At 64.8% G+C, this 26,338-nt stretch carries 24 protein-coding genes and 1 pseudogene; 14 read left to right on the plus strand and 11 right to left on the minus strand.

What is annotated here, in order from left to right; all coding sequences use genetic code 11:
- Positions 1-2: 2 nt before the first annotated feature.
- Both ACVWYQ_RS09855 and ACVWYQ_RS09860 read left to right on the plus strand, forming a co-directional pair.
- Positions 3-1,373 (plus strand): sensor histidine kinase, encoded by a 1,371-nt coding sequence (locus ACVWYQ_RS09855; RefSeq protein WP_404539931.1) that lies wholly within the window; start codon positions 3-5, stop codon positions 1,371-1,373.
- Positions 1,374-1,380: 7 nt separating this feature from the next.
- Positions 1,381-2,034 carry a response regulator gene (locus ACVWYQ_RS09860; protein WP_404539928.1) on the plus strand — a complete coding sequence of 218 codons (654 nt, stop codon included), beginning with the start codon at positions 1,381-1,383 and terminating at the stop codon, positions 2,032-2,034.
- A 451-nt stretch (positions 2,035-2,485) separates the two neighbouring features.
- On the opposite strand, the gene ACVWYQ_RS09865 is transcribed toward ACVWYQ_RS09860, so the two are convergent.
- Positions 2,486-3,073, minus strand: a complete 588-nt coding sequence (locus ACVWYQ_RS09865; protein ID WP_404539926.1) for a TetR family transcriptional regulator — start codon at positions 3,071-3,073, stop codon at positions 2,486-2,488.
- A 562-nt stretch (positions 3,074-3,635) separates the two neighbouring features.
- On the opposite strand from ACVWYQ_RS09865, the gene purB reads away from it, so the two are divergent.
- Both purB and ACVWYQ_RS09875 read left to right on the plus strand, forming a co-directional pair.
- On the plus strand, positions 3,636-4,943 hold the full coding sequence (gene purB / locus ACVWYQ_RS09870) for an adenylosuccinate lyase (protein WP_404539923.1): 1,308 nt from the start codon (positions 3,636-3,638) through the stop codon (positions 4,941-4,943).
- A gap of 167 nt (positions 4,944-5,110) precedes the next feature.
- A complete protein-coding gene (locus ACVWYQ_RS09875; protein WP_271544902.1) occupies positions 5,111-6,283 on the plus strand; it encodes a M20 aminoacylase family protein in 1,173 nt (390 codons plus the stop codon).
- Between the two features lie 20 nt (positions 6,284-6,303).
- On the opposite strand, the gene ACVWYQ_RS09880 is transcribed toward ACVWYQ_RS09875, so the two are convergent.
- The 3 genes and pseudogenes from ACVWYQ_RS09880 to ACVWYQ_RS09890 form a co-directional block, all read right to left on the minus strand.
- A complete protein-coding gene (locus tag ACVWYQ_RS09880; protein ID WP_404539916.1) occupies positions 6,304-8,133 on the minus strand; it encodes a caspase family protein in 1,830 nt (609 codons plus the stop codon).
- 199 nt (positions 8,134-8,332) lie between these two features.
- Positions 8,333-8,980, minus strand: coding sequence for an AMP-binding enzyme (locus ACVWYQ_RS09885; protein ID WP_456727134.1), 648 nt, complete (start codon positions 8,978-8,980; stop codon positions 8,333-8,335).
- 27 nt (positions 8,981-9,007) lie between these two features.
- Positions 9,008-10,241 (minus strand): annotated as a pseudogene (locus ACVWYQ_RS09890) (AMP-binding protein); the annotation flags it as partial.
- 226 nt (positions 10,242-10,467) lie between these two features.
- Between ACVWYQ_RS09890 and ACVWYQ_RS09895 the strand changes: the two are divergent.
- The 7 genes from ACVWYQ_RS09895 (at position 10,468) to ACVWYQ_RS09925 (ending at position 17,335) form a co-directional block, all read left to right on the plus strand.
- On the plus strand, positions 10,468-11,547 hold the full coding sequence (locus tag ACVWYQ_RS09895; RefSeq protein ID WP_404539910.1) for a SecDF P1 head subdomain-containing protein: 1,080 nt from the start codon (positions 10,468-10,470) through the stop codon (positions 11,545-11,547).
- A gap of 228 nt (positions 11,548-11,775) precedes the next feature.
- Entirely contained in the window at positions 11,776-12,582 is an 807-nt protein-coding gene (locus tag ACVWYQ_RS09900; protein WP_404539907.1) for a Crp/Fnr family transcriptional regulator, read from the plus strand.
- 137 nt (positions 12,583-12,719) lie between these two features.
- Entirely contained in the window at positions 12,720-13,517 is a 798-nt protein-coding gene (gene murI / locus ACVWYQ_RS09905; RefSeq protein ID WP_271544911.1) for a glutamate racemase, read from the plus strand.
- Positions 13,518-13,577: 60 nt separating this feature from the next.
- A complete protein-coding gene (locus ACVWYQ_RS09910; protein ID WP_157280734.1) occupies positions 13,578-14,351 on the plus strand; it encodes an HpcH/HpaI aldolase family protein in 774 nt (257 codons plus the stop codon).
- Positions 14,352-14,571: 220 nt separating this feature from the next.
- Entirely contained in the window at positions 14,572-15,339 is a 768-nt protein-coding gene (locus ACVWYQ_RS09915; protein ID WP_404539903.1) for an acyltransferase, read from the plus strand.
- Between the two features lie 223 nt (positions 15,340-15,562).
- Positions 15,563-16,180: a 30S ribosomal protein S4 gene (gene rpsD, locus ACVWYQ_RS09920; RefSeq protein ID WP_036012915.1), complete on the plus strand. Its 618-nt coding sequence runs from the start codon at positions 15,563-15,565 to the stop codon at positions 16,178-16,180.
- Between the two features lie 87 nt (positions 16,181-16,267).
- Positions 16,268-17,335, plus strand: a complete 1,068-nt coding sequence (locus tag ACVWYQ_RS09925) for a threonine aldolase family protein (RefSeq protein WP_271544936.1) — start codon at positions 16,268-16,270, stop codon at positions 17,333-17,335.
- Between the two features lie 112 nt (positions 17,336-17,447).
- On the opposite strand, the gene ACVWYQ_RS09930 is transcribed toward ACVWYQ_RS09925, so the two are convergent.
- From ACVWYQ_RS09930 to grxD, 4 genes are read right to left on the minus strand one after another with little or no spacing between them, the layout of a single operon-like run.
- On the minus strand, positions 17,448-18,707 hold the full coding sequence (locus tag ACVWYQ_RS09930) for a serine hydrolase domain-containing protein (protein ID WP_404539900.1): 1,260 nt from the start codon (positions 18,705-18,707) through the stop codon (positions 17,448-17,450).
- A gap of 1 nt (position 18,708) precedes the next feature.
- Entirely contained in the window at positions 18,709-19,995 is a 1,287-nt protein-coding gene (locus tag ACVWYQ_RS09935; protein WP_404539897.1) for a serine hydrolase domain-containing protein, read from the minus strand.
- Positions 19,996-20,038: 43 nt separating this feature from the next.
- Positions 20,039-20,593, minus strand: a complete 555-nt coding sequence (locus ACVWYQ_RS09940; protein WP_404539895.1) for an O-acetyl-ADP-ribose deacetylase — start codon at positions 20,591-20,593, stop codon at positions 20,039-20,041.
- A gap of 3 nt (positions 20,594-20,596) precedes the next feature.
- A complete protein-coding gene (gene grxD, locus ACVWYQ_RS09945) occupies positions 20,597-20,923 on the minus strand; it encodes a Grx4 family monothiol glutaredoxin (RefSeq protein WP_018647423.1) in 327 nt (108 codons plus the stop codon).
- Between the two features lie 239 nt (positions 20,924-21,162).
- On the opposite strand from grxD, the gene egtB reads away from it, so the two are divergent.
- A complete protein-coding gene (gene egtB / locus ACVWYQ_RS09950) occupies positions 21,163-22,458 on the plus strand; it encodes an ergothioneine biosynthesis protein EgtB (protein WP_404539893.1) in 1,296 nt (431 codons plus the stop codon).
- 48 nt (positions 22,459-22,506) lie between these two features.
- Positions 22,507-23,478, plus strand: a complete 972-nt coding sequence (gene egtD, locus ACVWYQ_RS09955; RefSeq protein WP_275502209.1) for an L-histidine N(alpha)-methyltransferase — start codon at positions 22,507-22,509, stop codon at positions 23,476-23,478.
- A gap of 409 nt (positions 23,479-23,887) precedes the next feature.
- On the opposite strand, the gene ACVWYQ_RS09960 is transcribed toward egtD, so the two are convergent.
- Together ACVWYQ_RS09960 and ACVWYQ_RS09965 are read right to left on the minus strand one after the other, a co-directional pair.
- Positions 23,888-25,063: a low temperature requirement protein A gene (locus ACVWYQ_RS09960; protein ID WP_275502208.1), complete on the minus strand. Its 1,176-nt coding sequence runs from the start codon at positions 25,061-25,063 to the stop codon at positions 23,888-23,890.
- A 41-nt stretch (positions 25,064-25,104) separates the two neighbouring features.
- Positions 25,105-25,341 (minus strand): BolA family protein, encoded by a 237-nt coding sequence (locus ACVWYQ_RS09965; protein WP_036012929.1) that lies wholly within the window; start codon positions 25,339-25,341, stop codon positions 25,105-25,107.
- 196 nt (positions 25,342-25,537) lie between these two features.
- On the opposite strand from ACVWYQ_RS09965, the gene ACVWYQ_RS09970 reads away from it, so the two are divergent.
- Positions 25,538-25,897 carry a DUF427 domain-containing protein gene (locus ACVWYQ_RS09970; protein ID WP_036043505.1) on the plus strand — a complete coding sequence of 120 codons (360 nt, stop codon included), beginning with the start codon at positions 25,538-25,540 and terminating at the stop codon, positions 25,895-25,897.
- A gap of 104 nt (positions 25,898-26,001) precedes the next feature.
- Here the strand turns inward: ACVWYQ_RS09970 and ACVWYQ_RS09975 are convergent, their stop codons facing one another.
- Entirely contained in the window at positions 26,002-26,175 is a 174-nt protein-coding gene (locus ACVWYQ_RS09975; protein WP_157280741.1) for a DUF1328 domain-containing protein, read from the minus strand.
- Positions 26,176-26,338: the final 163 nt, after the last annotated feature.

Below are 26,338 nucleotides of genomic sequence, written 5' to 3' on the forward strand. Positions count from 1 at the left end.
GCATGCGCCTCGTGCTTCAGCTTGTAGCCCGCCTGCTTCTGATCGTAGCGCTGTGCCTAGGAGCCGCGACCGTATGGGCCACGTTCGATGCCTACCGCAGCGTCGATCGGGCGACGGCGGCGTCGGCGCAGCGGGTCGCGCAGGCGCTTCAGGCGCTGTATTGGCGCGAGCTGTTGTTGCGCAGCAGCAGGGCCCGCGAGCATCTCCTGCCGGTTCCGGACTGGCGCACGCTGGAGACGATGAAGCTGATCTCGCCCGGCGTCTGCGTCGAGTTCCAGCCCGCTGCGGCCTTCGAGAAGCCGCTCTGCGGCCAGAGCGAGGGGCTGGGCAAGACGCCGCCGCGCTGGTTCGCCGCCATCGTGCCGACCTTCCTCGGCAGCCACGCCGAGGTGGTGCGGCCCGTCAGTCCCCGCGCCGCAGCCGCCGGCACCGTCGTTGCGACGCCCCATGCGGCCGCCGCGATCGCGCTCGCCTGGGACTATGTCCTCAACGTCATCGACGTCGCGCTGCTGATGGCGGCGGCGATCGCCCTGCTTGCTTCGCTCGCCATCGCGCATGCGCTGGCGCCGGCGCGCGCGATCGTCACCGCGCTTCAGCGCATGGCGCGCGGTCAATACCGCACCAGGCTGCCGCGGTTCCGCTCGATGGAGCTGGCGATGATCGGCAGTGCCGTCGACGAGCTCGGCGGCCGGCTGGAGGAAGCGACCGAGCAGCGCGCCGCGCTGACGCGCCGCCTGATCGAGATCCGCGACGACGAGCGCCGCGCGCTCGCCCGCGAGCTGCACGACGAGTTCGGGCAGAATCTGTCCGCCATTCTCGCCTTCGCCAACACGATCGAGACGGCGAGTACGAAGCAGCACAAGGATGATGGGATCGCGCAGGACGCGCGCATGATCTCGCAGGCGACGCACCATCTGATGGCCTCGCTGCGCGACGCGCTGAACCGGCTGCGCAATCCGCTGCCGGAGGAGCTCGGGCTCGAGGCGAGCCTCGTCAATCTCGTCGACAGCTGGCGCTCGCACAGCGCGGCGCGGCCGGCGATCCAACTCGATCTCAGGGGCGACCTCACCGATATCAGCGGCCCGGCCGCCACCACGGCCTATCGGGTCGCACAGGAATGCCTGACCAACGCGCTGCGCCACAGTGCGGCGCGCGAGATCTCGCTCCGCGTCGAGCGGCGCGCAGGCGAGGACGATGCGCTGCTGATCCGCGTCGAGGACGACGGCGGCGGCGATGCGGAGCGCGTCGCGCAATCGGCCGGCTTCGGCCTCACCGGAATCCGCGAGCGCGTCACGGCGGCCGGCGGATCGCTGTCGATCCTGCCCGCCCGCGGCGGCCTCAGCGTTGCCGCGACCATCCCGCTCGCTGCGTGAGGCCGGGATGAACGAGGTGGCGGCAACAGGCATCACCGTGCTGCTGGTCGACGACCATCCGATCGTGCGGCAAGGCTATCGGCGCGTGCTGGAGAGCCAGGGCGATCTGCATGTCGTGGCGGAAGCCGACAACGCCGCCGACGCGTACGGCGCGTTCAAGGCGCATGACCCCGACGTGGTGGTGCTCGACATTTCGATGCCCGGCGCGAGCGGGCTGGAGGCGATCCGCAACATCCGCGCCCGCAGCCCACGGGCGCGGATTCTCGTCTTCACCATGCACAACGAGGCCGTGCTGGTGAAATCGGCCTTCGGCGCTGGCGCCTCCGGCTTCGTCACCAAGAGCAGCGAGCCGTCCGCGGTCGTGAACGCCATCCGCAGCGTCGCGCGCGGCGAGCGCGCCATGAGCGACGACATCGCACATGTGCTGGCGGAGGACAGCCTGTCTCCGACCGGCTCGGTGCTGGACCAGCTGGGCGAGCGCGAGATCGAGATTTTGCGTCAGTTTGCCGGCGGCGCCACCACCGAAGAGATCGCGGCGCATCTCAATCTCAGCGTCAAGACCGTGCAGAATTATCACTACCTGATCAAGTCGAAGACCGGCGCGCGCACCGATGCGCAGCTGGTGCGGCTCGCCGCGACCTGCGGGCTGACGAGGATCTAGCAGCAAAGCTGCCGCACAGCCTCATCCCTCGCAATCCTCAATCTGCTGAACGAAATTGGAACGGTTCCGACCCGGCTCCGGTTAGTACGGCAGACAAGGAGTAAAGGGTCATGAGTAAGGGTCACCCCAAAGCAGTCGACCATCCCCCCATCATCACAGTAGGCGAGCTCATCGACGAACTTTGCCGCCTGCCGGACACCGCCATCGTCCACTTTCGCTGTCCGATGTTCGATCAGGAGCTGACATTCTACCGGCTTCGAAGGCGGTCGAAGGACGCCGTCGAAATCGCGGTCAACGCTTATCCGGATAGTCCGCCGGTCGTGCCATCGTCAGATCCTGCCTTCCACACGCGAAGACATTCGGCATCCGCACCCTTGCCCCGCGACGGCGCCGCTCTCCAGAAAACGCGAGGTTGATTGACAGCACCCAGGGCTGAACGGGTTCTGCAGCCTTAGGCCGCCTTCAGCCCACGCAGCAGCAGCGCCAGCGTCGCATCGAGGCGTGCGGGGAGATCGGCGTCCTTCCATTCCTCGGCATGGGCCGGATGGTGGAAGCGGACGGTCGCATCGAAGATCGCGCGCGCGGTCACCTTGACGTCGCCCACGGCAAACTCGCCCCGCTTCACGCCGTCGGTCAGGATCGCGGCGATCTGGTCGATCATCGCGTCCTTGTGGCACTTGACGGCCGCGCAGGCCTCACGCGCCAGAGTCAGATAAGTCTCGAACATTTCAGGATCATCGAGCACACGCGAACGCTTGGCCGCGAACAGCGTGCGCAGCCAGCGGTCGAGCCTGTCGGGCGCCGACCCCTGCTCCCTGGCGATCGCCAGCAGCGGGGCGTCGATGCGGTCCAGCCAGCGCTTGGCAACGGCCTCGCGTAGCGAAGCCTTGCTGGGAAAATGGCGGTAGACGCTGCCGTGGCTCACGTCGAGCGCACGGGCAACGTCGACCACGGTGGCCTTGGCAAGCCCGTAACGCCTGAGCACGTCCTCGGTGACTTCGAGGATCCGCTCCGGCGTCAAGACAACGGCTTCATTCATGCCAGCACCATGTTCCCATTCAGGGCTCAGTTTACTCCGGCACTAGGGCTGCTTCCGAAGCGCCCTGGCCGGTCTGTTCGGAAAGCCTATGCCTTAATGCGGCAGTTTTGCAGCCTGCGCCGCGATCTGGCGCGCCACCAGCAAATTGAGCCAATGCCCAATCACGCCGGTGAAATTGAGGATTTCGGTCGTCATTGTCTAAGTCTCCATTCGTCCGCGGTCCCCGCTCTTCAATCCGCCCTCCGATCCGAGCGTGGCTCGGATGTCGGGCTCCCCGGGGCTTGTCGCGGGACGCCCAATCGGAGCGTCCGAGAACGGATATACACGTCTCGCTGACAGATTTCAATATCTGTCAGTCAATGATCCGTGATTGACAGTTAATATCTGCGGCCAGGCGCCGCCATCCCGGCCGGCCGGTCCGGTGGAAAGGTCGGCGATGCCCTTCTTCCGGGGCCCAGACCGTTTGTTTCGCCCTGCCTGCTCTGTTACATCACGGCGTAAAAAGCATTTTGGCCGGCGCCGCCGTTCTCGGGACCGCCCGCCCACCTTCCTGGAGCGCCCAATGATCCCCCGCTACACCCGCCCGGAAATGGCCTCGATCTGGGAGCCGCAGACCCGGTTCAAGATCTGGTTCGAGATCGAGGCGCATGCGGCGGACGCCCTCGCCGAGCTCGGGACCATCCCCAAGGAGGCCGCCCGGACGGTCTGGGCCAAGGCCAAGGACGCCATCTTCGACGTCGCCCGCATCGACGAGATCGAGCGCGAGACCAAGCACGATGTCATCGCCTTCCTCACCCACCTCGCCGAGATCGTCGGTCCCGAGGCGCGCTTCGTGCACCAGGGCATGACCTCCTCCGACGTGCTCGATACCTGCCTCAACGTCCAGCTCACCCGCGCCGCCGACCTCCTGCTCGCAGACCTCGACAAGGTGCTGGCCGCGCTCAAGAAGCGCGCCTTCGAGCACAAGATGACGCCGACTATCGGCCGCAGCCACGGCATCCATGCCGAGCCCGTGACCTTCGGCCTCAAGCTCGCTTATGCCTATGCCGAATTCACGCGTGCCAAGGAACGTCTGATCGCGGCGCGCAAGGAGGTCGCGACCTGCGCGATCTCCGGCGCCGTCGGCACCTTCGCGCAGATCGATCCGCGCGTCGAAGAGCACGTCGCCAAGGCCATGGGACTCGTGCCGGAGCCGATCTCGACCCAGGTGATCCCGCGCGACCGTCACGCGATGTATTTCTCGACCCTCGGCGTGATCGCCTCCTCGATCGAGCGCATTGCCGTGGAGATCCGCCACATGCAGCGCACCGAGGTGCTCGAGGCCGAAGAGTTCTTCTCTGAGGGACAAAAGGGCTCCTCCGCCATGCCGCACAAGCGCAATCCGGTGCTGTCGGAGAACCTCTCCGGCCTCTCCCGCATGGTGCGCGCCTATGTGACGCCGGCGCTGGAGAACGTCGTGCTCTGGCACGAGCGCGACATCTCGCACTCCTCGGCCGAACGCATGATGGGCCCGGACGCCACCGTGACGCTCGACTTCGCGCTGGTGCGCCTCGCCGGCCTGATCGACAAGCTGCTGGTCTATCCCGCCAACATGCAGAAGAACCTCGACCGCCTCGGCGGCCTCGTGCACTCGCAGCGCGTGCTGCTGGCACTGACCCAGAAGGGCGCAAGCCGCGAGGACGCCTACAAGCTCGTGCAGCGCAACGCCATGCCGGTCTGGCGCGGCGAAGGCGACTTCCTTCAGCTGCTGAAGAAGGACCGTGAGGTGAAGACATATCTCACCGACGCCGAGATCGAGGAGCAGTTCGACCTCGGCTATCACCTCAAGCACGTCGACACGATCTTCAGGCGCGTGTTCGGGGAAGCGTAGGATCGTAGGGTGGGTTAGCCTTGCGGCCTGCGCGAAGCGCAGTCCGCTGGGCGTAACCAACCTCTTTCGCTCCCACGGAAACCGTGGTGGGTTACGCCCGTGGATGCGCTTGCGCATCCACGGGGCTAACCCACCCTACAAACGACAACCAGAAAACGGATTCCCTCATGCCCATCGTCAATCGCGTCGCCGCCCTCTCCGACGAAATGGCCGCCTGGCGCCATGACTTCCACGAGAATCCCGAGCTGCTCTACGAAGTCCACCGCACCGCCGGCATCGTCGCCGATCGCTTGCGCGAATTCGGCTGCGACGAGGTGGTGACGGGCATCGGCCGCACCGGCGTGGTCGGCGTGATCCGCGGCCGCAAGTCGGCCTCCGGCAAGACAATCGGCCTGCGCGCCGACATGGACGCGCTGCCGATCATGGAGACGTCGGGCGTGCCTTATGCCTCGAAGGTCCCGGGCAAGATGCACGCCTGCGGCCATGACGGCCACACCGCGATGCTGCTGGGCGCGGCCAAATATCTCGCCGAGACGCGCAATTTCGACGGCACGGCCGTGATGATCTTCCAGCCGGCCGAGGAAGGCGGTGGCGGCGGCAAGGCCATGGTCGAGGACGGGCTGATGACGCGCTGGAATATCCAGGAGGTTTACGGCATGCACAACATGCCGAACCTGCCCGAGGGCCATTTCGCCACCACGTCGGGTGCGATGCTCGCCTCCTCCGACAACATCCAGATCACCGTCCGCGGCAAGGGTGGCCACGCCGGCGCCGGCCCGCATAAGTCGGTCGACAGCGTGCTGATCGGCTCGCAGATCGTCAACGCGCTGCAATCGATCGTGGCGCGCAACGTCGATCCGCTGAAATCGGCGGTGATCTCGATCACGCAATTCCACTCCGGCACCGCCTTCAACATCATCCCGGAGGTCGCCGAGCTCGCCGGCACGGTGCGCACGCTCGACCCCGAAGTGCGCGATCTCGTCGAACGCCGCATCGGCGAAGTCGCCGACAGCATCGCCCGCGCCTATGGCGGCTCGGCCGAGACGAAGTACACGCGGATGTATCCGGTGACGATGAACCATGCCCGCGAGGCCGGCCTTGCCGCCGACGTCGCCCGCGACATCGTCGGCGCCGATCGGGTCAACGACAAGTTCGTCCCGATGATGGGCGCCGAGGACTTTTCGTTCATGCTGGAAGCACGCCCCGGCGCGATGGTGCTGGTCGGCATGGGCGACGGCAACGAGTGCCACCACCCAGCCTACGTCTTCAACGACAACATTCTGGGTCACGGCGCCTCGTTCTGGGCGCGCCTGGTGGAAACACGAATGCCGGCGGGCTAGCGGCGCGGGCACTCGCCGGTTCAGTTGCAGACTTCGATCATGCTGGTGCCGCCGCCGGCCATCAAGCCAGCAGCCCTGTTGGCGCCCCACGTCTCGAGCCGACAACCTTGCCGGACCGGCCGGCACCCTGCACTGTTGCAAAAGACCTGACCGGTCGCCTGCGGCTTTGACGGCGCGGACTCGCTTGCCTTCCGCTCATCGTCTCGCGGTCTGGAGTTCTCGCGCGTCGCAACAGGCTTCTTCTCCTGCACCTTTTCGCATTCGTTATCGTCATTGACACGATAACCGGCCCGGCAGGTGATCTTGACGCATTGATCGCCGTCGGCCTTGAATCCGAAATTGCACACCAGCGGACAGACCCGTCCCGGCTTGGCCTTCAGCGCGTCGAGTGCGTCGACGCTGGCCAGCTTCACGTCGAACTTGGTGCCGGCATATTTGTTGAACAGCGTCAGCGAACGCTGAGCGGCCGAACTCCACTCGCTCTCCGCAAACGAGGTCAGGCAGCCGACGCGGCGCAATTCGCTTTGTACCGATTTGGAAAGCTCGGCTGCCGATAATGTGGATGTGGGTCCGGGCGCGAGCGCAGCCACTTTCTGGTTCTCGACTTCGGGCATCTGCCGATCGGCGGCCGGTTTGGCGGCCTGCTCCGCTTTCTCGGCGGCCTGCTTGGCGGCCAGCTCGGCCTTGGCCTTCTCTGCCGCCTGTTTCTCGGCCAGCGCTTTCGCGGCCGCCGCCTCGGCGGCCTTGCGCTGCTGCTCGGCCGCTTCCGCCCTGGCCTGTTCGATCTGCTTTTGCTTCTCCGCGGCGATGCGCGCCTCTTCGGCGGCCTTGGCTGCAGCAGCCGCCTTCTCCTGCTCGGCTTTCTGAGCGCGCTCGGCGATAAGCCTTGCCTTTTCCTGCTCGGCCGCCTTGGCCTTTTGCTCGGCAGCCACGCGTGTCTCTTCGGCGCCGATCTTGTTCAACTGTCCCTTGGCGAGGTTGGCATAGAAGCCGTCCGGATAGGCCGCCAGAAACGCCTCCCAGGCATCGCGCGTCGCAAGCTGGAGCGCGAGCTCGTAGTCCCTGCGAACCGCGTCCTGCGGGTTGGCCTGCGGTCCGGTTGCGGCCGGCTTCACCACGAGCGGCACGTCGTCGCCGCCGAGCGAGCCGTAGACGTAAGGCTCCTGCTTGTAGCCGGTTGTTTTGAGCACGTCGTCGCGGACGAAGCCGAACGCCTTGCGCAGATCGAGGCCCGGCTTCGGCAGGTGCTCGACCAGCGCGGCAGCGAACGGACTGTTGCGAGAATCGCCGTCGGATGCGGTCGAACCGGCCTTCGCAGCGAAGGCAATCATCGTATTCGGGCTGGTTGGCTCGACCTTGGCGAGGCCCCGTCCGATCGCTCGCGAGGCCAGCGTGCGCTTCATCGTCTTCGCAAACGGGTTATCGCGGCAGGCATCGAGAATGATCAGGCGCAGCTGCTTGGCGGGCTCGACTGCGAACAATGCGCGCTCGACAGGGATGGTCTCGTCGAGGACGTCGCCATCCGTCTCCAACGTCGCGTCAGTCGGAATGAGATAGTTGTTGCCGTCGAGCTCGATGCCGTGGCCGGCATAGTAGATCACCGCCATGTCCGCATCGCGTGACCTGCCGGCGAACTCGCGCAACATGCGCCGCATCTCGCTCGCACTGAGATCCAGCCTGACGTCGACGGAATCGAAGCCCGCCTTCTTGAACATGCCGCCAATCAGCGTGGCGTCGTTCGCGGGATTGGTGAGCTTGGGCGCGCTCTTGTAGGCTGAATTGCCGATGACGAGCGCAACCCGCCGATCGGCGTGTGCCGATCCGCAGGCCAGTAAGGTCGCAAAAATCAATAAACCAAACAGCCGCAACGGAATCACTGCAGCCCCCTCGGATGCAATTTCCTGAGACTATTCGGAGCGTCGACGAAAGCCAAATTTTTCTATGTGAGGTCTATCACACAAGCTCCTCGATCGCGACTTATAGCTAATGCAGTCGACCCTCGCCGTGCACGCGCGGCGCGAGCCTGGTCGATCCGACGTGCCATCATACCTATCCCTGCACCACCTCGTGGCGCATCACGAAGGGTGCGAGCAGTGCGTGCACCTCCCCCTTCACCGCTTCGCGCTGGCCTGCCGGCAGGCCCGTCAGCGTTACGGTCGCGATCGAGCCGTGGCTGCCGTGCGGACCGACCTTCACCTTGCAATCAATGCCGCGCTCGACCAGCGGCGCCAGCACCTTTGTGAACACCCGCTCGGCCGCGTCCCAGCGCAGCTGCGGCTTGAACACCTTGCCGACGCCCGTCACCGGCATCGGGTCGATCGGGATGACCTGCACCGGGACGGCGGCGCGCTCCGGCGTGCGCTCGCGCACCCAGGCTTCCAGCTCACCCGGCTCGACCTTTGCGCCGGGCTTCAACTGCACGTAGCCCACCGGCAGTTCGCCGGCGTAAGCGTCGGGCTGGCCGACCACCGCGGCGAAGCCGACGGCGGGATGGCGGAACATGATCTCCTCGATCGGCGCCGGATCGATGTTGTGGCCGCCGCGGATCACGAGATCTTTGGCCCGGCCGGTGATCCACAGATAGCCGTCGGCATCGAGCCGGCCGAGATCGCCGGAATTGACCCAGACCCCGTCGATGAAGGCATTCTTGTTGTGCTCGTCGTTGAGATAGCCGCCGAACACGCCGGGTCCGGCCATGATGACGACGCCGATCTCGTCCGGCTTGCAGTCGCGGATCAGGCGGCCATCGGCGTCGAGCTGCACGATGCGCACCCGCGCATAGGGCATGGGAAGGCCTACCGAGCCGAGCCGGATCGGCCGGCCCGGATAAGCGAGCGTGTGCACGCTCGAGGTCTCGGTCATGCCGTAGACCTCGACCACCGGCAGCTTTAGCTTCTCCTGAATCGCCGAACCGACCGCGACCGGAATCGCCGATCCGCCGCCGGCCGCATATTTCAGGCTCGAGATATCCGCATTCCCCGGCGGCACCGCGAGCGTCGCGGCGAGCACGGTCGGCACGCTCGACAGAGCTTCAGGCTTGAAGCGCGCGACGAGCTGCCAGATGTTCTTCACCGCGTTCGGGTTGCGCCAGCCGCTCGGCGACAGCACGACCAACGAGCCCCCGCCCGACAAAGTCGTCAGCACCTGTGTCAGCGATCCGCCGACGTGAAACAGCGGCATGCCGAACAGCAGGTTGGCGCCGGGCTTGCCCTTCAGCAGCAGATTGAGTGCCCAGGCCTGATAGACCTGATTGGCATGGGTATGCCGCACCAGCTTGGGCGTACCCGTGGTGCCGCCGGTGTGGAAATAGGCGGCGATGTCGCTGCCGCCAATCTTGCGCCCGCTGACCAGCCGATCCGACGGCTGCTGCTTGATCAGGTCGTTGAAGGCGAAGATGCCATTGGCCGGATCGCCGCCGCCGAACACCTGCACGATGGCTTTCAGATGCTTCAGCTGCGGGCGGATCTGCTCGACCTTCTGCCAGATGTCGGTGCCCGGCATCGGCCCCGAGCGCCACCAGGATCTTGGTGTTCGCGGCTTCCAAGATTTCGGCGAGCTGGTGCGGCTCGAGCAGCGGATTGACGGGATTGGCGATGCCGGCGGCCTCGGCGCCGAACAGAGTGACGAACGCATCCGGCACCAAGGGCAGCATGAAGCTGATAACGTCGCCCTTCTCGGCGCCGAGCGCGTGAAACATGTTGGCGGCCTGGGTGACGCGCGCGATGAAATCGCGGTGCGTGACCACCAGCGGCGTGTCGGCAGGATCGGCATTTTGCAGGAACTGGATCGCCGCCCCGTCGGGATTGCGCTCGGCACCAAGCCTGATGGCGTCATAGGTGCTCTTGGCCGCGACGCGGTCGGCGTAGGGGACCTGCTCGAATGCCCGGACCTCCTCGTCCGTCAACAGTTCCGGATAGTCGTTGCCGATCAACCGATCGAGCGCGTGGATGCCCGCCATGAATTCCGTCCTCCCTCAGATGCATGTCCCCGCCGCCGTATCTTTTGACAGTTTGGTTCGGCGAGGCCTCGGCCGTGTTCGGCCGAGCCGGACCAGAATGATGGATGATTTGCCGTTCGTCCATTGCTTACCGGCTGCGCCGCTTGAACCTGTGCGGCTGATCGGGGGACCAAGTACTGGCACTGAATTCGCTCGCCAGCGCCCTGCCGCAAGACTTGAGGTCATCATGACGACGCCCCTGCGGAACCGGATCACACGGCTGGTCGCTGCGTTCACAATGGTATCCGCGATCGCCCTGCCCGGTGCCTCGCTTGCCGACGGCCAGCTCGACAAGGTGCGGGTCAAGGTCGCGGCCTTCATCGCCGACAAGATGGAGAAGCTGGGCGGATCGCGGATCGTCTACAGGGTGGACACCGATGCCTTGCGGGAGGCGGTCGTCACGGATTTGCGCGACGACGTCTACAAGATCCTGCGCGAGGGCCGCATCGCGTTCTCCGGACTTGCGATCCGCGACGGCGGCGTCGACGTGAAGATCGCTGACGGCAAAGGCCGCGAACAGCTCACGCGCAAGCTCGTCGCGGCGGCGGAGGGGCTGCCCACACAAGCGCTCAACGTCACCGACGCCGGCGACGGGCTGCTCAAGCTCGCGCCGACCGATGCCGCATCAGCCGCGCGGCTGCGCGATCTCGTCGAAGATTCCATCGCCATGATCGAGCAGCGCCTCAAGGACGCCGGCGTCAAGCTCGCCAGCGTCCAGCCCGAGGGGATAGACCGTATCCGCATCTTCCTGCCCGGCGTGATGGAGCCCGAGCAAATCACCGCGATCTTCGCCCGGAAGGTCAAGGTCGGCTTTCGCCTGATCGACCTCTCGATGTCCGCGCAGCAGGCGCAATCGGGCACGCCACCGGCGGGCACGGAAGTCCTGCTCGGCTTCAAGGACAAGCTTCCTTATCTCGTCGCCAAGGACAGCGCGCTCGAGGGCGGCGATATCAGCTATGCCGGGCCGGGATTGACCGGCGAGAGCAAGGAGCCGATCGCATCGTTCCGCTTCAACGGCCGCGGCACGCGGCGCTTTGCCCATATCACGGCAGAGAACGTCGGAAAGCCCTTTGCCATCGTGCTCGACGACAAGGTGATCTCAGCGCCCGTGATCCGCGAGCCGATCACCGGCGGCTCCGGCCAGATTTCCGGCAATTTCACCCTGGAAGAGGCCAACAGCGTCGCCATGCTGCTGCGCGCCGGCTCGCTGCCGGGGCGGCTCGGCCTGGTCGAACAGCAGGTCGTGCAGCCCGCCACCAAGCCGTAAGCGAAGGTCGCTTCGGCCCGTCCGCGACGCTCAAGCCCGCAGGGATGGCCCGAATCACGGCTGCCCGCGGCCGGACGCGCAACCAACGGGCAATTGCCGAAACGCCCGATCAGGCTAAAATTTGCCCCTTGCGGCACGATGGCCGGAAGCGTCATTCAAGCGGTCGTCATTCGAATTCGGCTATACGGGTGCCGACCAGGACTGAATGCCTTACGTGGGGTTAGTACCATGCCGTCCGGCAGCGCAGACGTTTCGTCGATCCTCGACCGCATCCTCGAAGCGGCCACGGACAACCTCAGGATCGCGAAAATCCTGGTCCAGATGGGCCTCGATCCCGACAGCGTCACCTACGAGGCGATCTTCAACCGGCTCCTGGAGATCTTCGTCCACAACATCACACTCGCCAATCTGTTCGCCGTGGTCGGGGCGGTCTTCTTCGTCGCCACACTCCTGATGCGGACGATGGTCCCTCTGCGCGTGGCCAACATGATCGGCTGCGCGTTCTTTGCTCTCTTCGGCGCGCTCTCCGCCAACGTCGCGACGTTCCTGCTCTATCTCCTGATGCTTCCGATCAACGCCCTGCGCCTGCGGCAGATGCTCAAGCTGGTCAAGAAGGCGCGGCATGCGACCGAAGGCGACATGTCGATCGAATGGCTCAAGCCATTCATGACCGAGCGCAGATACCGGCGCGGCGACATCCTCTTCAAGATGCGTGACCCAGCCAACGAAATGTTCCTCACCGTCACCGGCAAGTTCCTGGTCAAGGAGATCAACGTCGAGATCGGGCCCGGAGCGCTGATGGGCGAACTCGGCTTCCTCACGCCGGACAACCGGCGCACGGGGACGGTCGAATGCATCGAGGACGGCCAGGTGCTGACCATCACCTATGACCGGCTGCTCGAGATCTACTTCCAGGATCCGCAATTCGGCTATTACTTCCTGGTGCTGACCAGCCAGCGCCTGTTGCAAAACATCGACCGCCTGCAGAAGCAGCTGGCAACCGAGCGCGGGACCACCACCAACAGGATCGCGTGAGCGCCGCGCGGCCGATGTGACGCCGGGGATGACGACGCAGCGCGTCCGTGACACGAGACGCCCCCCGGGTCTTTGCGGGATCGCCGCAAAATCGCCCTAAAAACCGAATGGTAACCATGCCGGGCTAGGGTGGCGACGTGACCAATTCTCCGACGATCCTGGTGTTCGATTCCGGCCTTGGCGGGCTCACGGTGCTCCGCGAGGTCGTGGCGGGGCGGCCCGACGCGCATTACGTCTACGTCGCCGACGACGCCTTCTTCCCCTATGGCCACCACAGCGAGGACGAGATCATCGCCCGAGTCGTGCCGCTGATGGGGGAGCTGATCGGCCGGCATAGTCCAGACCTCGTCGTCATCGCCTGCAACACGGCGTCCACCCTGGTCCTGTCTCGCTTGCGCGCCGCCTATTCCGTAGCCTTCGTCGGCACGGTGCCGGCGATCAAGCCGGCCTGTGCGCAGTCCAGGACCCGCCGCGTTTCGGTGCTCGGCACCAAGGGCACGGTGAAGCGCGAGTACACCAAGGCGCTGATCCGCGATTTCGCGCAAGGATGCGAGGTGACGCTGGTCGGCTCGCCCGAGCTCGCTTCGCTGGCCGAAGCCGCGCTCGGCGGCATCCCGATCAGCGACGAAGCCATCCTCGCCGAGCTCGCTCCTTGCTTCGTGGGCGACGCCTCGGATGCGAGCGCGCGCACCGACACTGTGGTGCTCGCCTGCACGCACTACCCGCTTCTGCTCGACCGGATGAAGAAGCTCGCGCCCTGGCCGGTCGACTGGATCGATCCGGCGCCCGCGATCGCCCGCCGCGTCTCCGACCTGCTCGGCCCGCCGACCGGCGGCATCGCGCAGTCCGGCGCCGAGATGTTTTTTACATCGAACCGCGTGCATGGTCTCAGCGCCACGCTGACGCCGTTCTTCGGCGGACGCGCGGTGGCCTGAGCTTGCGCACTGGCGGCGCGCTGCTAGGCTTTGCCGTCGCCATCGTCCCGCAGGTTTTCCATGTCGGTCCCGACTCCGCCGCTCAACCGTCTCCGTCAGCTCTGGCGCGAGGGTCGCCCCGCCTTCGGTGCGATCGCGACCATCCCGAGCGTGCAGATGGTGCAGATCATGGCGCGCTCGCTCGACTGGATCATCGTCGATCTCGAGCACGGCCCGATCGGATTGACCGAAGCCCACGCGATGATCGCCGCGACCACGGGCACGCCGTGCACGCCTCTGGTGCGGATCGCCGCCAACGAGCCGTGGCTGGCGAAAGCGCCGATGGACATCGGTGCCTTCGGCATCAACTTCCCGATGATCACGAGCCGCGCGGATGCCGAGAAAGCGGTGCGCAGCGTGCGCTACCCGCCGCGCGGCGATCGGCTCTGGGGCCCCTTCCACGCGCCGTTCCGCTGGGGCCAGTCGATGCCTGATTACATGGCCTCTGCCGACGACGAGATGATCTGCATGATCACGATCGAGCACGTCGACGCGGTCGATCGCATCGACGAGATCATGGCAACACCCGGTATCGACGTCGCGGTGATCGGTCCCGGCGATCTCGCCACCTCCATCAACAAGCGCGGCCAGATGGATGATCCGCAATTGCTGGACCTGATCGCGCGCGCCGAGGCCGGCATCCTCAAAAGCGGCGTGCCGATCGGCGGCGTGGCGCGCACCGCCGACCAGGCCAACGCGTTGATCGACCGTGGCTACCGTGCGATCGCGCTGGGCTTCGACTGGTCGCTGTTCCAGCGCGGCATCATGGCGGCCTGCGAGGGAGTCAGGCGCTGAACAAGCCGATTGACGCGTGACGACCGGCGCCGCCAGGACCGCCCGCTCAAGATGTAAATAATTGAAAATAGAGTATTTTTTGGTCTAAAGGAGGCTCCTCATTGGCGATCCCTTCTGCGGCGAACCGACTGGTCCCAAGCGGGTTGGTTCGTGCTAGAGCGAGCGGGCGGGCCCCGCTCGCTGCACATATTTTGATCTTTTGATTTGGAACCGGAGGCCTATGCGCGGGACGCCCAAGACCATTTCGCTGCGGCGCCGTCTGATCTGCGACCTCATGCACGCCTCGATGGGCGTACCTTTCGTTTCGCTGGCCCGTTCGCTCAATATCCGCCCCCTGCTGGAGGCCCGTGCGGACGCAGCCGCACCCGCTGGCTGGGCCGCGATGTTCGTCAAGGCTTTCGCCCTGGTTGCAAAGGACGAGCCGATTCTGCGCACGGTTTACACCAAATGGCCTTGGCCGGCCCTCTATGAGCTGCCGAGGAGCGTGGCGACGGTCGCGATCGCGCGCGTCGATGATGGCGAAGAATGCGTTCTGCCGCAGCGGATCGCAGGTCCCGAGGACCTTTCGCTGGCAGCCGTCGATGCGGAGATCCGACGCGGCAAGATGGCCCCGATCGAGGACGTCCCGATGTTCCGAAAGATCATGCGGGCGACGCGCCTGCCGCTGCCATTGCGGCGCCTGTCCTGGGCCGCCGGCCTGAATTTCGGCCGTCAGCGCGGCAATTGGTTCGGCAGCTTCGGGGTAAGCTCGGTGGCTGCCTATGGCGGCGGCGAGCTCCACCCGATCACGCCGGGCCCCTACGTCTTGAGCTATGGGCTGGTCGAGCCGGATCAGACCATCCATGTCGTGATCCGCTGGGACCACCGCGTCACTGACGCCGCCCCGATCGCGAGAGTCCTGACCCGGCTGGAACAGGTCCTGAACACTGAAATTGCTGCCGAATTGCGGGCGGCGGGGTCAAAGCCGGTCCGGGCGGTCAGGACATAAGAATACCGTCGTCGCAGGTCCCGGAATGACAGGCTAAAGAATTGACAGCCAACCCCAAAGTCCCCTAAAAGCCGCCTGCTCGCGGGCCGGTTTCGGCCCGCGAAGCGTTTCGCGACCCGTGGTCCTCTTCCCTTAAGCTTTGGGGATCGGACCTGTCGGTGCCGGGACCATCCCGTCACACAGGAGGGCGCGTTTCCTCAAACCATGACCTGAAGAGGACGCGATGACTAAGCGCAGTGAGGCGAAGTACAAGATCGATCGCCGTATGGGCCAGAACATCTGGGGCCGCCCGAAGAGCCCCGTCAACCGCCGTGAATACGGCCCCGGCCAGCATGGCCAGCGCCGCAAGGGAAAGCTCTCCGACTTCGGCGTGCAGCTGCGCGCCAAGCAGAAGCTGAAGGGCTATTACGCCAACATCTCCGAGCGTCAGTTCCACGGCATCTATGTCGAGGCCAGCCGCCTCAAGGGTGACACCGGCGAGAACCTGATCGGCCTGCTGGAGCGTCGTCTCGACGCGGTCGTGTACCGCGCCAAGTTCGTCTCCACGATCTTCGCCGCACGCCAGTTCATCAACCACGGCCACATCAAGGTGAACGGTCGCAAGGTCAACATTTCGAGCTATCAGCTCAAGGTCGGCGACGTGGTCGAGGTCAAGGAAGCCTCCAAGCAGCTCGCCCACGTGCTCGAAGCCAGCCAGCTTCCCGAGCGCGAGGTCCCCGACTATCTCGAAGTCGACCACGGCAAGATGACCGCGAAATACGCCCGCATCCCCGGCCTCTCCGACGTGCCGTTCCCGGTACAGATGGAGCCGCACCTGGTCGTCGAATTCTATTCGCGCTAAGATCTGAATATCGAAAGGCCCCGGTTCGCCGGGGCCTTTTTGCTTAAGAGCCACACTTCAGTGGCCGCACTGCTTAGGAGCCGTCGCATGCTCTACACCCCTCCCCCCGTCGATCCCAAGGCGCCGCCGGTGCGCATCAATCTGCTCTCGGACACGCAGACCAAGCCGACGGCAGGCATGCGCGAGGCGATGGCGCGGGCGGAGGTCGGTGACGAGCAGGTCGGCGATGATCCGACCGTGAACGCGCTGTGCGAACGCGTTGCCGACCTGCTCGGCAAGGAAGCGGCGGTCTACATGCCCTCCGGCACGATGTGCAACGTCACCGCGACGCTGGTGCATTGCCGCCCCGGCGACGAGATCCTCGCCCATGAGACCGCGCATATCATCGCGCGCGAAGGCGGCGCGCATGCCGCGATCGGCGGTTTCCAGGTCACCCAGCTCAAGGGCCCCGATGGCCAGTTCACGCCGGAGACTCTTCGCAAGGCGCTGCATCCGCGCACGCGCTACCAGCCGCCGCAGACCGTCGTCAGCGTCGAGCAGACCGCCAATATCGGCGGCGGCACGATCTGGAAGAAGGCGGTGCTCGACGAGATCGTCGCGATCGCCAGACAGCACGGCCTCGTCACCCATATGGACGGCGCGCGCCTGCTCAACGCCACGGTCGCGAGCGGCATCTCGCCACGCGACATGACCGCGGGCTGGGACTCGGCCTGGATCGACTTCTCCAAGGGCCTGGGCGCACCGATCGGCGGCGTGCTCGCAGGCTCGCGCGCCTTCATCGACGCGGTCTGGCAGTGGAAGCAGCGGCTCGGCGGCTCGATGCGGCAGGCCGGCATCTGCGCGGCAGCCTGCATCTACGCGCTCGACCACCACGTCGAGCGCCTGGCCGACGACCACGCCAACGCGCGCGCGCTCGCCCGCGGACTGTCGCAGATCTCGGGCATCGAGGTGCAGGAGCCCGAGACTAATCTCGTGTTCTTCAAGCCCGACGGCGCCGGCATTCCCGGCGACAAGATGGTCCCGGCCCTCCGTCAGCGCGGCGTGACACTCGCGATGATGGACGGCCGCATCCGCGCCTGCACCCATCTGGATGTCAATGCGAGCCAGATCGAGGAGACGATCGGGTACGTGCGCGAGATCGTGCGCGGGGCGTAAAGCTCAGCCCCGTAGCCCGGATGGAGCGCAGCGAAATCCGGGATCTATCCACGCGGTGAGGACGTCCCGGATTGCGCTTTGCTCCATCCGGCTACGCAAAGGGGGAGAGGTCTCACCGCCCCATCGCCTGATAGATCAGCGTCTTCAGCTCGAGCTGGATCCGGCCGCGCTGCGAGGGGGTCTGCACCATGAAGATTCCGAACAGGTCGTCTTCGGGATCGATGAAGAAGAAGGTGCCGCCAACGCCGTCCCAACGATATTCGCCAAGCGGCCAGTTCGTGCCCGGCCGCACCGCGGTACGTACGGCGAAGCCGAGGCCGTAGCCGCTGGTCTCACCCGGATAGTAGTGCTTGTCGCGCGCGACGCGGGTTTCGGGACCGATATGATCCCTCGCCATCAAGGCGATGGTTTCCCGCTTCAGGTAACGTCGACCTTCAAGCGTGCCGCCGTTGAGCAGCATTTGCGAGAAGCGGGCATAATCGCCGACCGTGCCGACGAGGCCGCCGCCGCCCGACTCCCATCGCAGCGGTTTCCTGATATCGCGAACCTGCGTGATCGGGCTGATCGCCCGATCGTGCGGCATCGGCTCGGCGATGCGCGGCCATTTGGCGGGATCGGCGACGTAAAACGCCGTGTCCTTCATCCCGAGCGGGTCGAGCAGCCGCGTCTTCGCGAACTCGAGCAGCGATGTCCCCGAGATCACCTCGATGATGCGCCCCAGCACGTCGGTGGAGTGGCCGTAATCCCAGATCGTGCCGGGCTGTTCGGCGAGCGGCAGCGCGGTGATCTTCGCGACGAATTCGGCATTGGTCGAATTCCTGTCGAACAGACCGGCGTCGGCGTAGAGCTTGTTCACCAGGTCCCCGCCATAATAGCCGTAAGGGATCCCGGCGGTATGCCGCATCAAATCCTCGATCGTCACCGGGCGTTTGAGCGGCTCCAGCTCCAGCGAGACCTTGTTGTCCTCGGCCTTCTTCTCGACTCCGACCTGCATGCCGGCGAAGGCCGGAATGTATTTCGAGACGGGATCGCCGAGCGCAAGCTTACCCTCCTCGACCAGCATCATCGCCAGGACCGAGGTGATCGGCTTGGTCATCGAATAAAGGCGGAAGATCGTATCCGCGCTCATCGAAAGTTGTGTCGCGACGTCGCGGACGCCGAAACTCTCGTAATAGACCGGCTTACCGTGTTGCTGGAGCAGCAGAATCGCCCCCGGAAATTTTCCGGTCGCGATTTCGTTCCTGATGTAGTCGGAGACCTTTGCCAGGCCTTCGGGCGTGAAGCCGTGCGCACGGCCCTCTGAGCTCGCCCGCGCACTTACCGCGCCAAACAAAAGAACGAGCGCCGCGAACAGCGCGCGGCGCCCGTTCATGTCACTTCTCCATAGCTTCATAGACCAGCTGCTTCAACGTCCGCTGCACGCGCTGGCGCTCGCTCGGGGTCTGCTCCAGCAGCACGAAGAACATGTCCTGCTTGGGGTCGATCACGAAATAGCAGCCGGAGGCGCCATCCCACTTGAGTTCGCCGAGGTTGCCGGGCGGCGGCGGCTTGGCGTTGCCGGGCTCGGTACGGACCGCAAGCCCAAGGCCGAAGCCAAAGCCGTCGCCGGGGAAATAGAAATAGTCGCGCTCGACCCCGGAGCCGGGGCCGACCTGATCAGTGGTCATCAGCTTGAACGTCTCGGGCTTGAGGATGGTCTTGCCGTCGAGACTGCCGCCATTGAGCAGCATCTGCGAAAAGCGCCTGTAATCCGCCATGGTCGTGACCATGCCGCCGCTGGCGAACTGGATCTTCTTGACGACCGTCGGATCATTGATGCGGCCGACGCGGAAATCGGCATCGTTCGGCACGGGCTGGGCCAGGAGCTTCTGCTTCGCGGGGTCCGTGACCAAGAAGCCGGTATCGACCATGCCGAGAGGATCGAGCAGCTTCTCGCGCATGATGTCGATCAGCGGCTTGCCGGCGGCGATCTCCATCACACGCGCCAGCACGTCGGTCGAGTGGCCGTATTGCCAGAGCGCGCCCGGCTGGTTGTGCAACGGCAGCTTGGCGATGCGTTCGGCGAACTCGGCCAGATCGAAATCGCCGGCATAGATGTTGGCCTCGCGATAGGCTTTGCGGACCAGGCTGTCGCCATAGAAGCCGTAGGTGATGCCCGAGGTGTGCGTCATCAGATCGTGCACGGTCATTGCCCGCTTCGGCGGCACCAGCTCGAGCGCCTTCGTGCCGTCCTCGGCCTTCTTCTCGACACCGACCTTCACATTGGCGAAGGAGGGAATGTATTTCGAGACGGGATCGTCCAGCTTGATCTTGCCTTCCTCGACCAATTGCATCGCGACCACCGCAGTGATCGCCTTGGTCATCGAGAATAGGCGGAAGATGGTCTTGTCCGTGATCGGAGCCTTGCTGACCACGTCCTGCACGCCGAAGACTTCGTGATAGACCGGCTTGCCATGCTGCTGGATCAGCACGTTTGCACCGGCGATCTTGCCGGTCGCGACCTCGTTCTTGAAGAAGTCGGTGATCCTGCCGAGCTTCTCCTGATTGAAATGCGCGCCGGCCGGAATCTCGTAAGTGCCCTCCGCGTGCGCCGGCGACATCGCGGCAAGCGACACCAACGCGCCGCAGGCGAGCGCACGCAGTCCAAATTGTGAAATCATATCCCCTCCCCGGAACATGGCGCCTCGGAGTGTACCGACCAGCTCAATCGGCACAAGGGCCGCCCTGTCGCGCAAGCGCCTCGGCATGGAGCTTTGCGCCCGGTTCAGAGAAGCAGCAGAACACGACGCGAGCGACGGTAGGCGCCAAAGCCAGCCCTTCGATCGTCGTGCGCACGGCGATATCGGCCGCCCGGTCGGCAGGAAAATGGTAGATGCCGGTCGAAATCGCGGGAAATGCCACCGAGGTCAGCTTGTGCTTCCCGCAAAGCTCCATGCACCGCCGATAGCAGGAGGCGAGCAGATCGTCCTCGCCGAGCGTGCCGCCATTCCAGACCGGACCGACGGTGTGGATGACATGCGTGGCCTTGAGGCGATAGCCCCTGGTGATCTTCGCGTCGCCCGTCTTGCAACCGTGGAGCATGCGGCATTCGGCGACGAGCTCGGGCCCGGCTGCCCGGTGGATCGCGCCATCCACGCCGCCCCCACCAAGGAGCGACGTGTTCGCGGCGTTGACGATGGCGTCAACGCCGAGCGTGGTGATATCGGCGACGATGACATCGAGCTCCGCGCCGCCAATCCGGCGCGTCAGCAGGGTCACGTGTCAGGCCGCGACGACGACGCCCTTCTCGGAGAAGAGCTGCTGCAATTCGCCGGCCTGGAACATCTCACGGACGATGTCGCAGCCGCCGATGAATTCGCCCTTCACGTAGAGCTGGGGGATGGTCGGCCAGTTCGAATATTCCTTGATGCCGTTGCGCAGCTCGGCGGATTCGAGAACGTTGAGGCCCTTATAGCCGACACCGATATGGTCGAGGATCTGGACCACCTGGCCGGAGAAACCGCACTGCGGAAATTGCGGCGTCCCCTTCATGAACAGAACCACGTCGTTCGACTTCACTTCATTGTCGATGAATTCCGCGATGCTCATTTCCGTGTCCTTCTGGGGCAGAGCCCTCACCAATTGCTTCGGGCCGGCTCAGCCGATTTAACCCGATACCTGCCCATATATGTAGCCCAAACCGTTGTGCATCCAAAGTAAAATGGCGGCGACGGGTCTCCGGCGGCCGGATTGACCCCAGCCGGGTCCATAGGCTGATGACATCAATATCATCGCCGCAGAGGACTTTCATACCGTAACGGAGCCCCTATCTAGGACGAACCCTGTTCATGGAACCGGGTCGTGCGAACAACGTTCTCTTGTCCTGTCTGGAGAAAAACGTGACGAAACAAGCCTCAGCCACGGCCTCCCTGCGTTCGTCACCGTCCTCCCGCGAGGACGACCTCGCCCAGCGGCTGGAAGCGGCGTTCTCGACTGTCCGCAATGAGACCGAACGCCGGGCCGCACCGCTGTCGCCCGAGGACCAGCAGATCCAGTCCATGCCCGATGCCAGCCCGACCAAATGGCACCGGGCCCATACGACCTGGTTCTGGGAGCAATTCCTGCTCGGCGAGCATGCTGCGGGCTACCGGCCCTTCCACCCCGATTTCGCATTCCTGTTCAATTCCTATTACGTCAGCGCTGGCCCGCGACATGCCCGCAATCATCGCGGCGACATCACCCGCCCCAGCGCCGACGAGGTTGGCGCCTATCGCAAATACGTCGATGCGGCCGTCGGCAAATTCTTCCGCGAGGCCGGCGCGGACAAGCTCCGCGCAATCGCCCCGCTGGTCGAAGTCGGGCTCAATCACGAGCAGCAGCATCAGGAGCTGATGTTCACCGACATCCTGCATGCCTTTGCGCAGAACCCGATCTATCCGGCGTATGACCCGGCCTGGCGCTTCCCGGCCGCGACGCGCGGCGGTGATGACTGGCTCGCACTGAACGAAGGCATCCACACCGTCGGCCATGTCGACGACGGCTTTCATTTCGACAACGAGAAGCCGGCGCACCGCGCCCTGGTCGGTCCGGTCAGGATCGCCCGCAATCTGGTCACCAATGCCGAATGGCTCGCCTTCATGCAGGACGGCGGCTACCGGACCGCGACCCTGTGGCTGATGGACGGCTTTGCCGCAGCGAGCAAGGAAGATTGGCAAGCCCCCGGCTATTGGCGCGAGGTCGACGGCGCATGGCAGGTCATGACGCTGGCCGGCCTCAAGCCGGTCGATCCGGACGCGCCGGTATGTCACGTCAGCTATTACGAGGCGGATGCGTTCGCGCGCTGGTCCGGCAAACACCTGCCGACCGAGATGGAATGGGAGGTCGCGGCGCGCGCCGGCCAGCTCAACGACGCCTTCGGCCTCGTCTGGCAATGGACCCGCAGCTCCTACGCGCCCTACCCCGGCTATCGCGCCGTCGAGGGCGCGCTCGGCGAGTACAACGGCAAGTTCATGGTCAACCAGCTGGTGCTGCGCGGCTCCTCGCTTGCAACTCCGCAAGGCCACAGCCGTACCACCTATCGCAACTTCTTCTATCCGCACCACCGCTGGCAGTTCACCGGGCTGCGGCTTGCCGATTACGACTAAGTATTCCGACGACAGATGCGCGCCGGACAGCGCGTTCAGGAGAGTATCATGAATGTGCACGCCAGCGCTTTGGCCGAGGCCCATCTTCCCGACGAGCAGACCACCGCTTTCGCCCGTGAGGCCATCGAGGACCTCTCGCAGCACCCGAAAAAGCTGTCGCCGAAATATTTCTATGACGCGACCGGATCGGAGCTGTTCGAGGCGATCACGAAGCTGCCGGAATATTATCCGACGCGCACCGAGCTATCGATCCTGAAGCAGCGCGGCAGCGAGATCGCGAAGATCATCCCGGAGCACGCCGCGCTGGTCGAGTTCGGCGCCGGCGCGACCACGAAGGTGCGCCTGCTGCTCGATCATTGCAAATTCGCGGCCTATGTGCCCGTCGATATCTCCGGCGACTTCCTGAAGGCACAGGCGAGCGGCCTGAAGCGGGATTTCCCGGCGCTCGGCATCTATCCGGTCGCGGCCGACTTCACCACGCCGTTCGAGCTGCCGACGGCGGTCGCCTCCATGCCGAAGGTCGGCTTCTTCCCCGGCTCGACCATTGGCAATTTCGAGCCGCAGGAAGCGCAGGCCTTCCTGAAAAGCGCGCGCAAGATCCTCGGCAAGGGCGCGCAGATGATCATCGGCGCCGATCTCGAGAAGGACGAGCGGATCCTCTTCGACGCCTATAACGATGCAGCAGGCGTCACCGCGCGCTTCAACCTCAATGTGCTGGTGCGCATCAACCGCGAGCTCGGCGGCAATTTCGACCTGTCCGCCTTCACCCATCGCGCGATCTACAACCGCGAGCGGCACCGCATCGAGATGCACCTGATCAGCAGGAAGAGCCAGACCGTGCGCTTGCTCGGCACCAGCTTCTCGTTCCGCCCGGGCGAGAGCATCCACACCGAGAACAGCTACAAATACAGCATCGCGCGTTTTGCCGCGCTGGCCCAGAGCGCAGGCTGGCGCGTGCGCGAGAGCTGGACGGATGCGGCGAAGATGTTCTCGGTGCACGCGCTGGAGGTCGCGGAGTAGACCGGCAGCCGTCGTTTGGCCGGTCTCATTCGAGCGGACACGATTCTACCGACACAAGCCGTTGGTGCCGGATCACGGCACGGAAGCTGTGGGTGCTAGCCTTGCCGCACGACCAGGAGAAATTCTCACCATCTCGCTGGAGTGGCTCGCCGAGCCAGAAAACCACCTTTGAGACGTGGTCGCCTGGCTTGACACGATCGAGCCACTGCGGCGGATAGGCCCAATGCCCGCAATCGCCTTGCCAGTAGCACGCCGGCATGATGCAGCGTCCGGCGGCTGGAGCAGGCTTTCCTCCCATGGCACGGCAGGTGGACGGGATTTGGCCAAGCGCCCAGCCCTGCGTCGCTTCCTCGACGACAAGTATCGCAGCCAGGGCCGCGCCGACGATGAGGAGGTGTCTCATACCCGCCTATTGCTCGGTCCCCAGCGACACCGATTCCCACACCGCCACCAGGATCAGGATCATCGTCGTCGCGACCGAGAGCCAGAGCGGCGACACGTCCGAGGCGAACCAGCTCAGCGCCAGCAGCAGCAAGATGCCGATGCCGTGCGAGAGCTGGAGGAAGCCGCGGATCGCAAGCTTGAACAGGATTGTGCCGATCAGAAAAATCAAGGGCCCACCGATCGTGCTCACGATCGTGCGCATGTCGGAATGGCCGGTCGGATGCTTCAGCACCAATTCGTCCGACACCGCGGTCAGGATGATGCCGGCAACGATCGGCAGGTGCAGATAGGTGTAGGCGAGCCTTGCCAGGCGCCCGGATTCGGCCGACTTCGAGATCCACTCGGCGCCGGCTTCCGCGCCCTTGTGGAAATAGACCCACCACATTGCGATGGCACCGACCAGGGCCGAGACGAAGGCCAGGATGTTGGCCGCGGTCCATTCCAGCGCGGCGAAGGTCGCGCCGTTGACGATGACGGCCTCGCCGAGCGCAATGATGACGAAGAGAGCGCAGCGCTCGGCCATGTGGCCGCCCTCGACGGCCCAGGCCTCGACAGAGGAGAAGCCGAGCCCGGGCACCCAGAAGCGGGCCGCGGGCGAGATGTATTCGATCGCAAGCGCGGCGATCCAGAACCACAGCCGGGCTTCGTGATGGGCGAGGCCACCGAGGATCCAGAAGACGGCGGAGACGGAGAGCCAGACCAGAATTCGAATCGCGTTGTGCCGCACCGCGGTCCGGTGCGGTGGCGTTGCGAACAGCCAGAATGCGGTGCGTCCGACCTGCATGGCTGCGTAGGCAAGAGCGAACCACAGGCCACGCCCCTCGAAGGCGGTCGGGATCGTGGTCGACAGCACGAGGCCGCCGAGCATCATTGAAAACAGCAGCAGGCGGACCGGCGTCAGCTCGGGATTGAGCCAGTTGGTGACCCACGCGGTGAAGACCCAAACCCACCACACTGCCAGGAACAGCACCGCGACATGCACCGCGCCGATCAGCGTGAAATGATGCAGCAGGGCGTGCGAGACTTGCGTGACGGCAAAGACGAAGACGAGATCGAAGAACAGCTCGGCATAGGTCACGCGGCTGTGCCGGTTCGGCGTGATGACGCGGAACATCGCGCCGTGCGGATTGTCCGCAGCCATCATCGTCCCCCGTGGCGCTGGTCAGGTCAGGTGCAGCTTCGTCAGTTACCTGGCACGCCGGTTTGCAGCGCCAGCGCGTGCAGCACGCCGCCCATCTGGCCGCGCAGGGACTGGTAGACGATCTGGTGCTGCTGGACGCGCGATTTGCCACGGAAGGATTCCGAGATCACGGTCGCGGCATAGTGGTCGCCGTCGCCGGCGAGGTCACGGATGGTCACCTCGGCATCGGGGATCGCTGCCTTGATCATCGCCTCGATATCGTGGGCGTCCATGGGCATTCGGGTCTTGCTCCTATCTCGGCTGCAAAGCAGCCTCATCATCGAATCGCTGCCGGGGGTCCCCTCACCGGCAAGGTCAAACTTAGCGTGAACGGCCTTCTACGTCACGCTTTCCGGCACTATATCCCTGATCCCATCAGGACATAGGCACGACAAAGTGCCGCGCGCGGCAGATTGATCGAAAAGGCGTGAAATCATGAAGCTTCCAGGGCCCGACCACCCGATCACGATCACCCCAAATCCCCGGCGCGTCCGCGTCACGGCGGGCGACATCGTGATCGCCGAGACCAGCAAGGCGCTGACCTTGAAGGAGGCCAGATATCCGGCAGTGCAATATGTACCGCGGGAGGACGCCAACATGGCCCTGTTGGAGCGTACCGACCGTGTCACCCATTGCCCCTACAAGGGGGACGCGAACTATTACAGCGTGAAGGCCGACGGCAAGACGCTGGACAACGCGATCTGGACCTACGAGACACCCTTCCCAGCGATGACGGAGATTTCAGGCCATCTCGCGTTCTATCCGGACAAGGTGAAGATCGAGGAAGTGGGATAAGCGCCGCACCCCCAATCGTCATGCCCGGGCAGCCACCATCTGTCCGCGGTAGGCGTGGATGGCCGGGTCGAGCGCGGCCATGACGGCGAAGAGGGCTCAATCAGCTACGCCCTGAAGATCGTGAGTCCCAATATCAGCAGCACCAGGAAGATCACGACGAAGACGTAGAACAGGAAGCGGGCGATGTCGGCCGAGGCGGCCGAGATGCCGGTGAAGCCGAGCACGCCGGCCACGATCGAGACAAGGAGGAAGATCAGCGCCCATTTCAGGATCGACATCGCCAGCTCCGAACTGCCGCGTCTCACGGCCTACGCTGTTTTCGGCCAACGCTAACATCGCTGCGAGGAACTGGTTCCTAGAGGTGGTCGGGGGCGACCTACCGAACAAACTGCCCTTGCTGAATCGAGTTCCCGGCGGCAGAGTCCAGCCGAGGTTAGGATC

The organism is Bradyrhizobium sp. USDA 3397 (assembly GCF_054060965.1).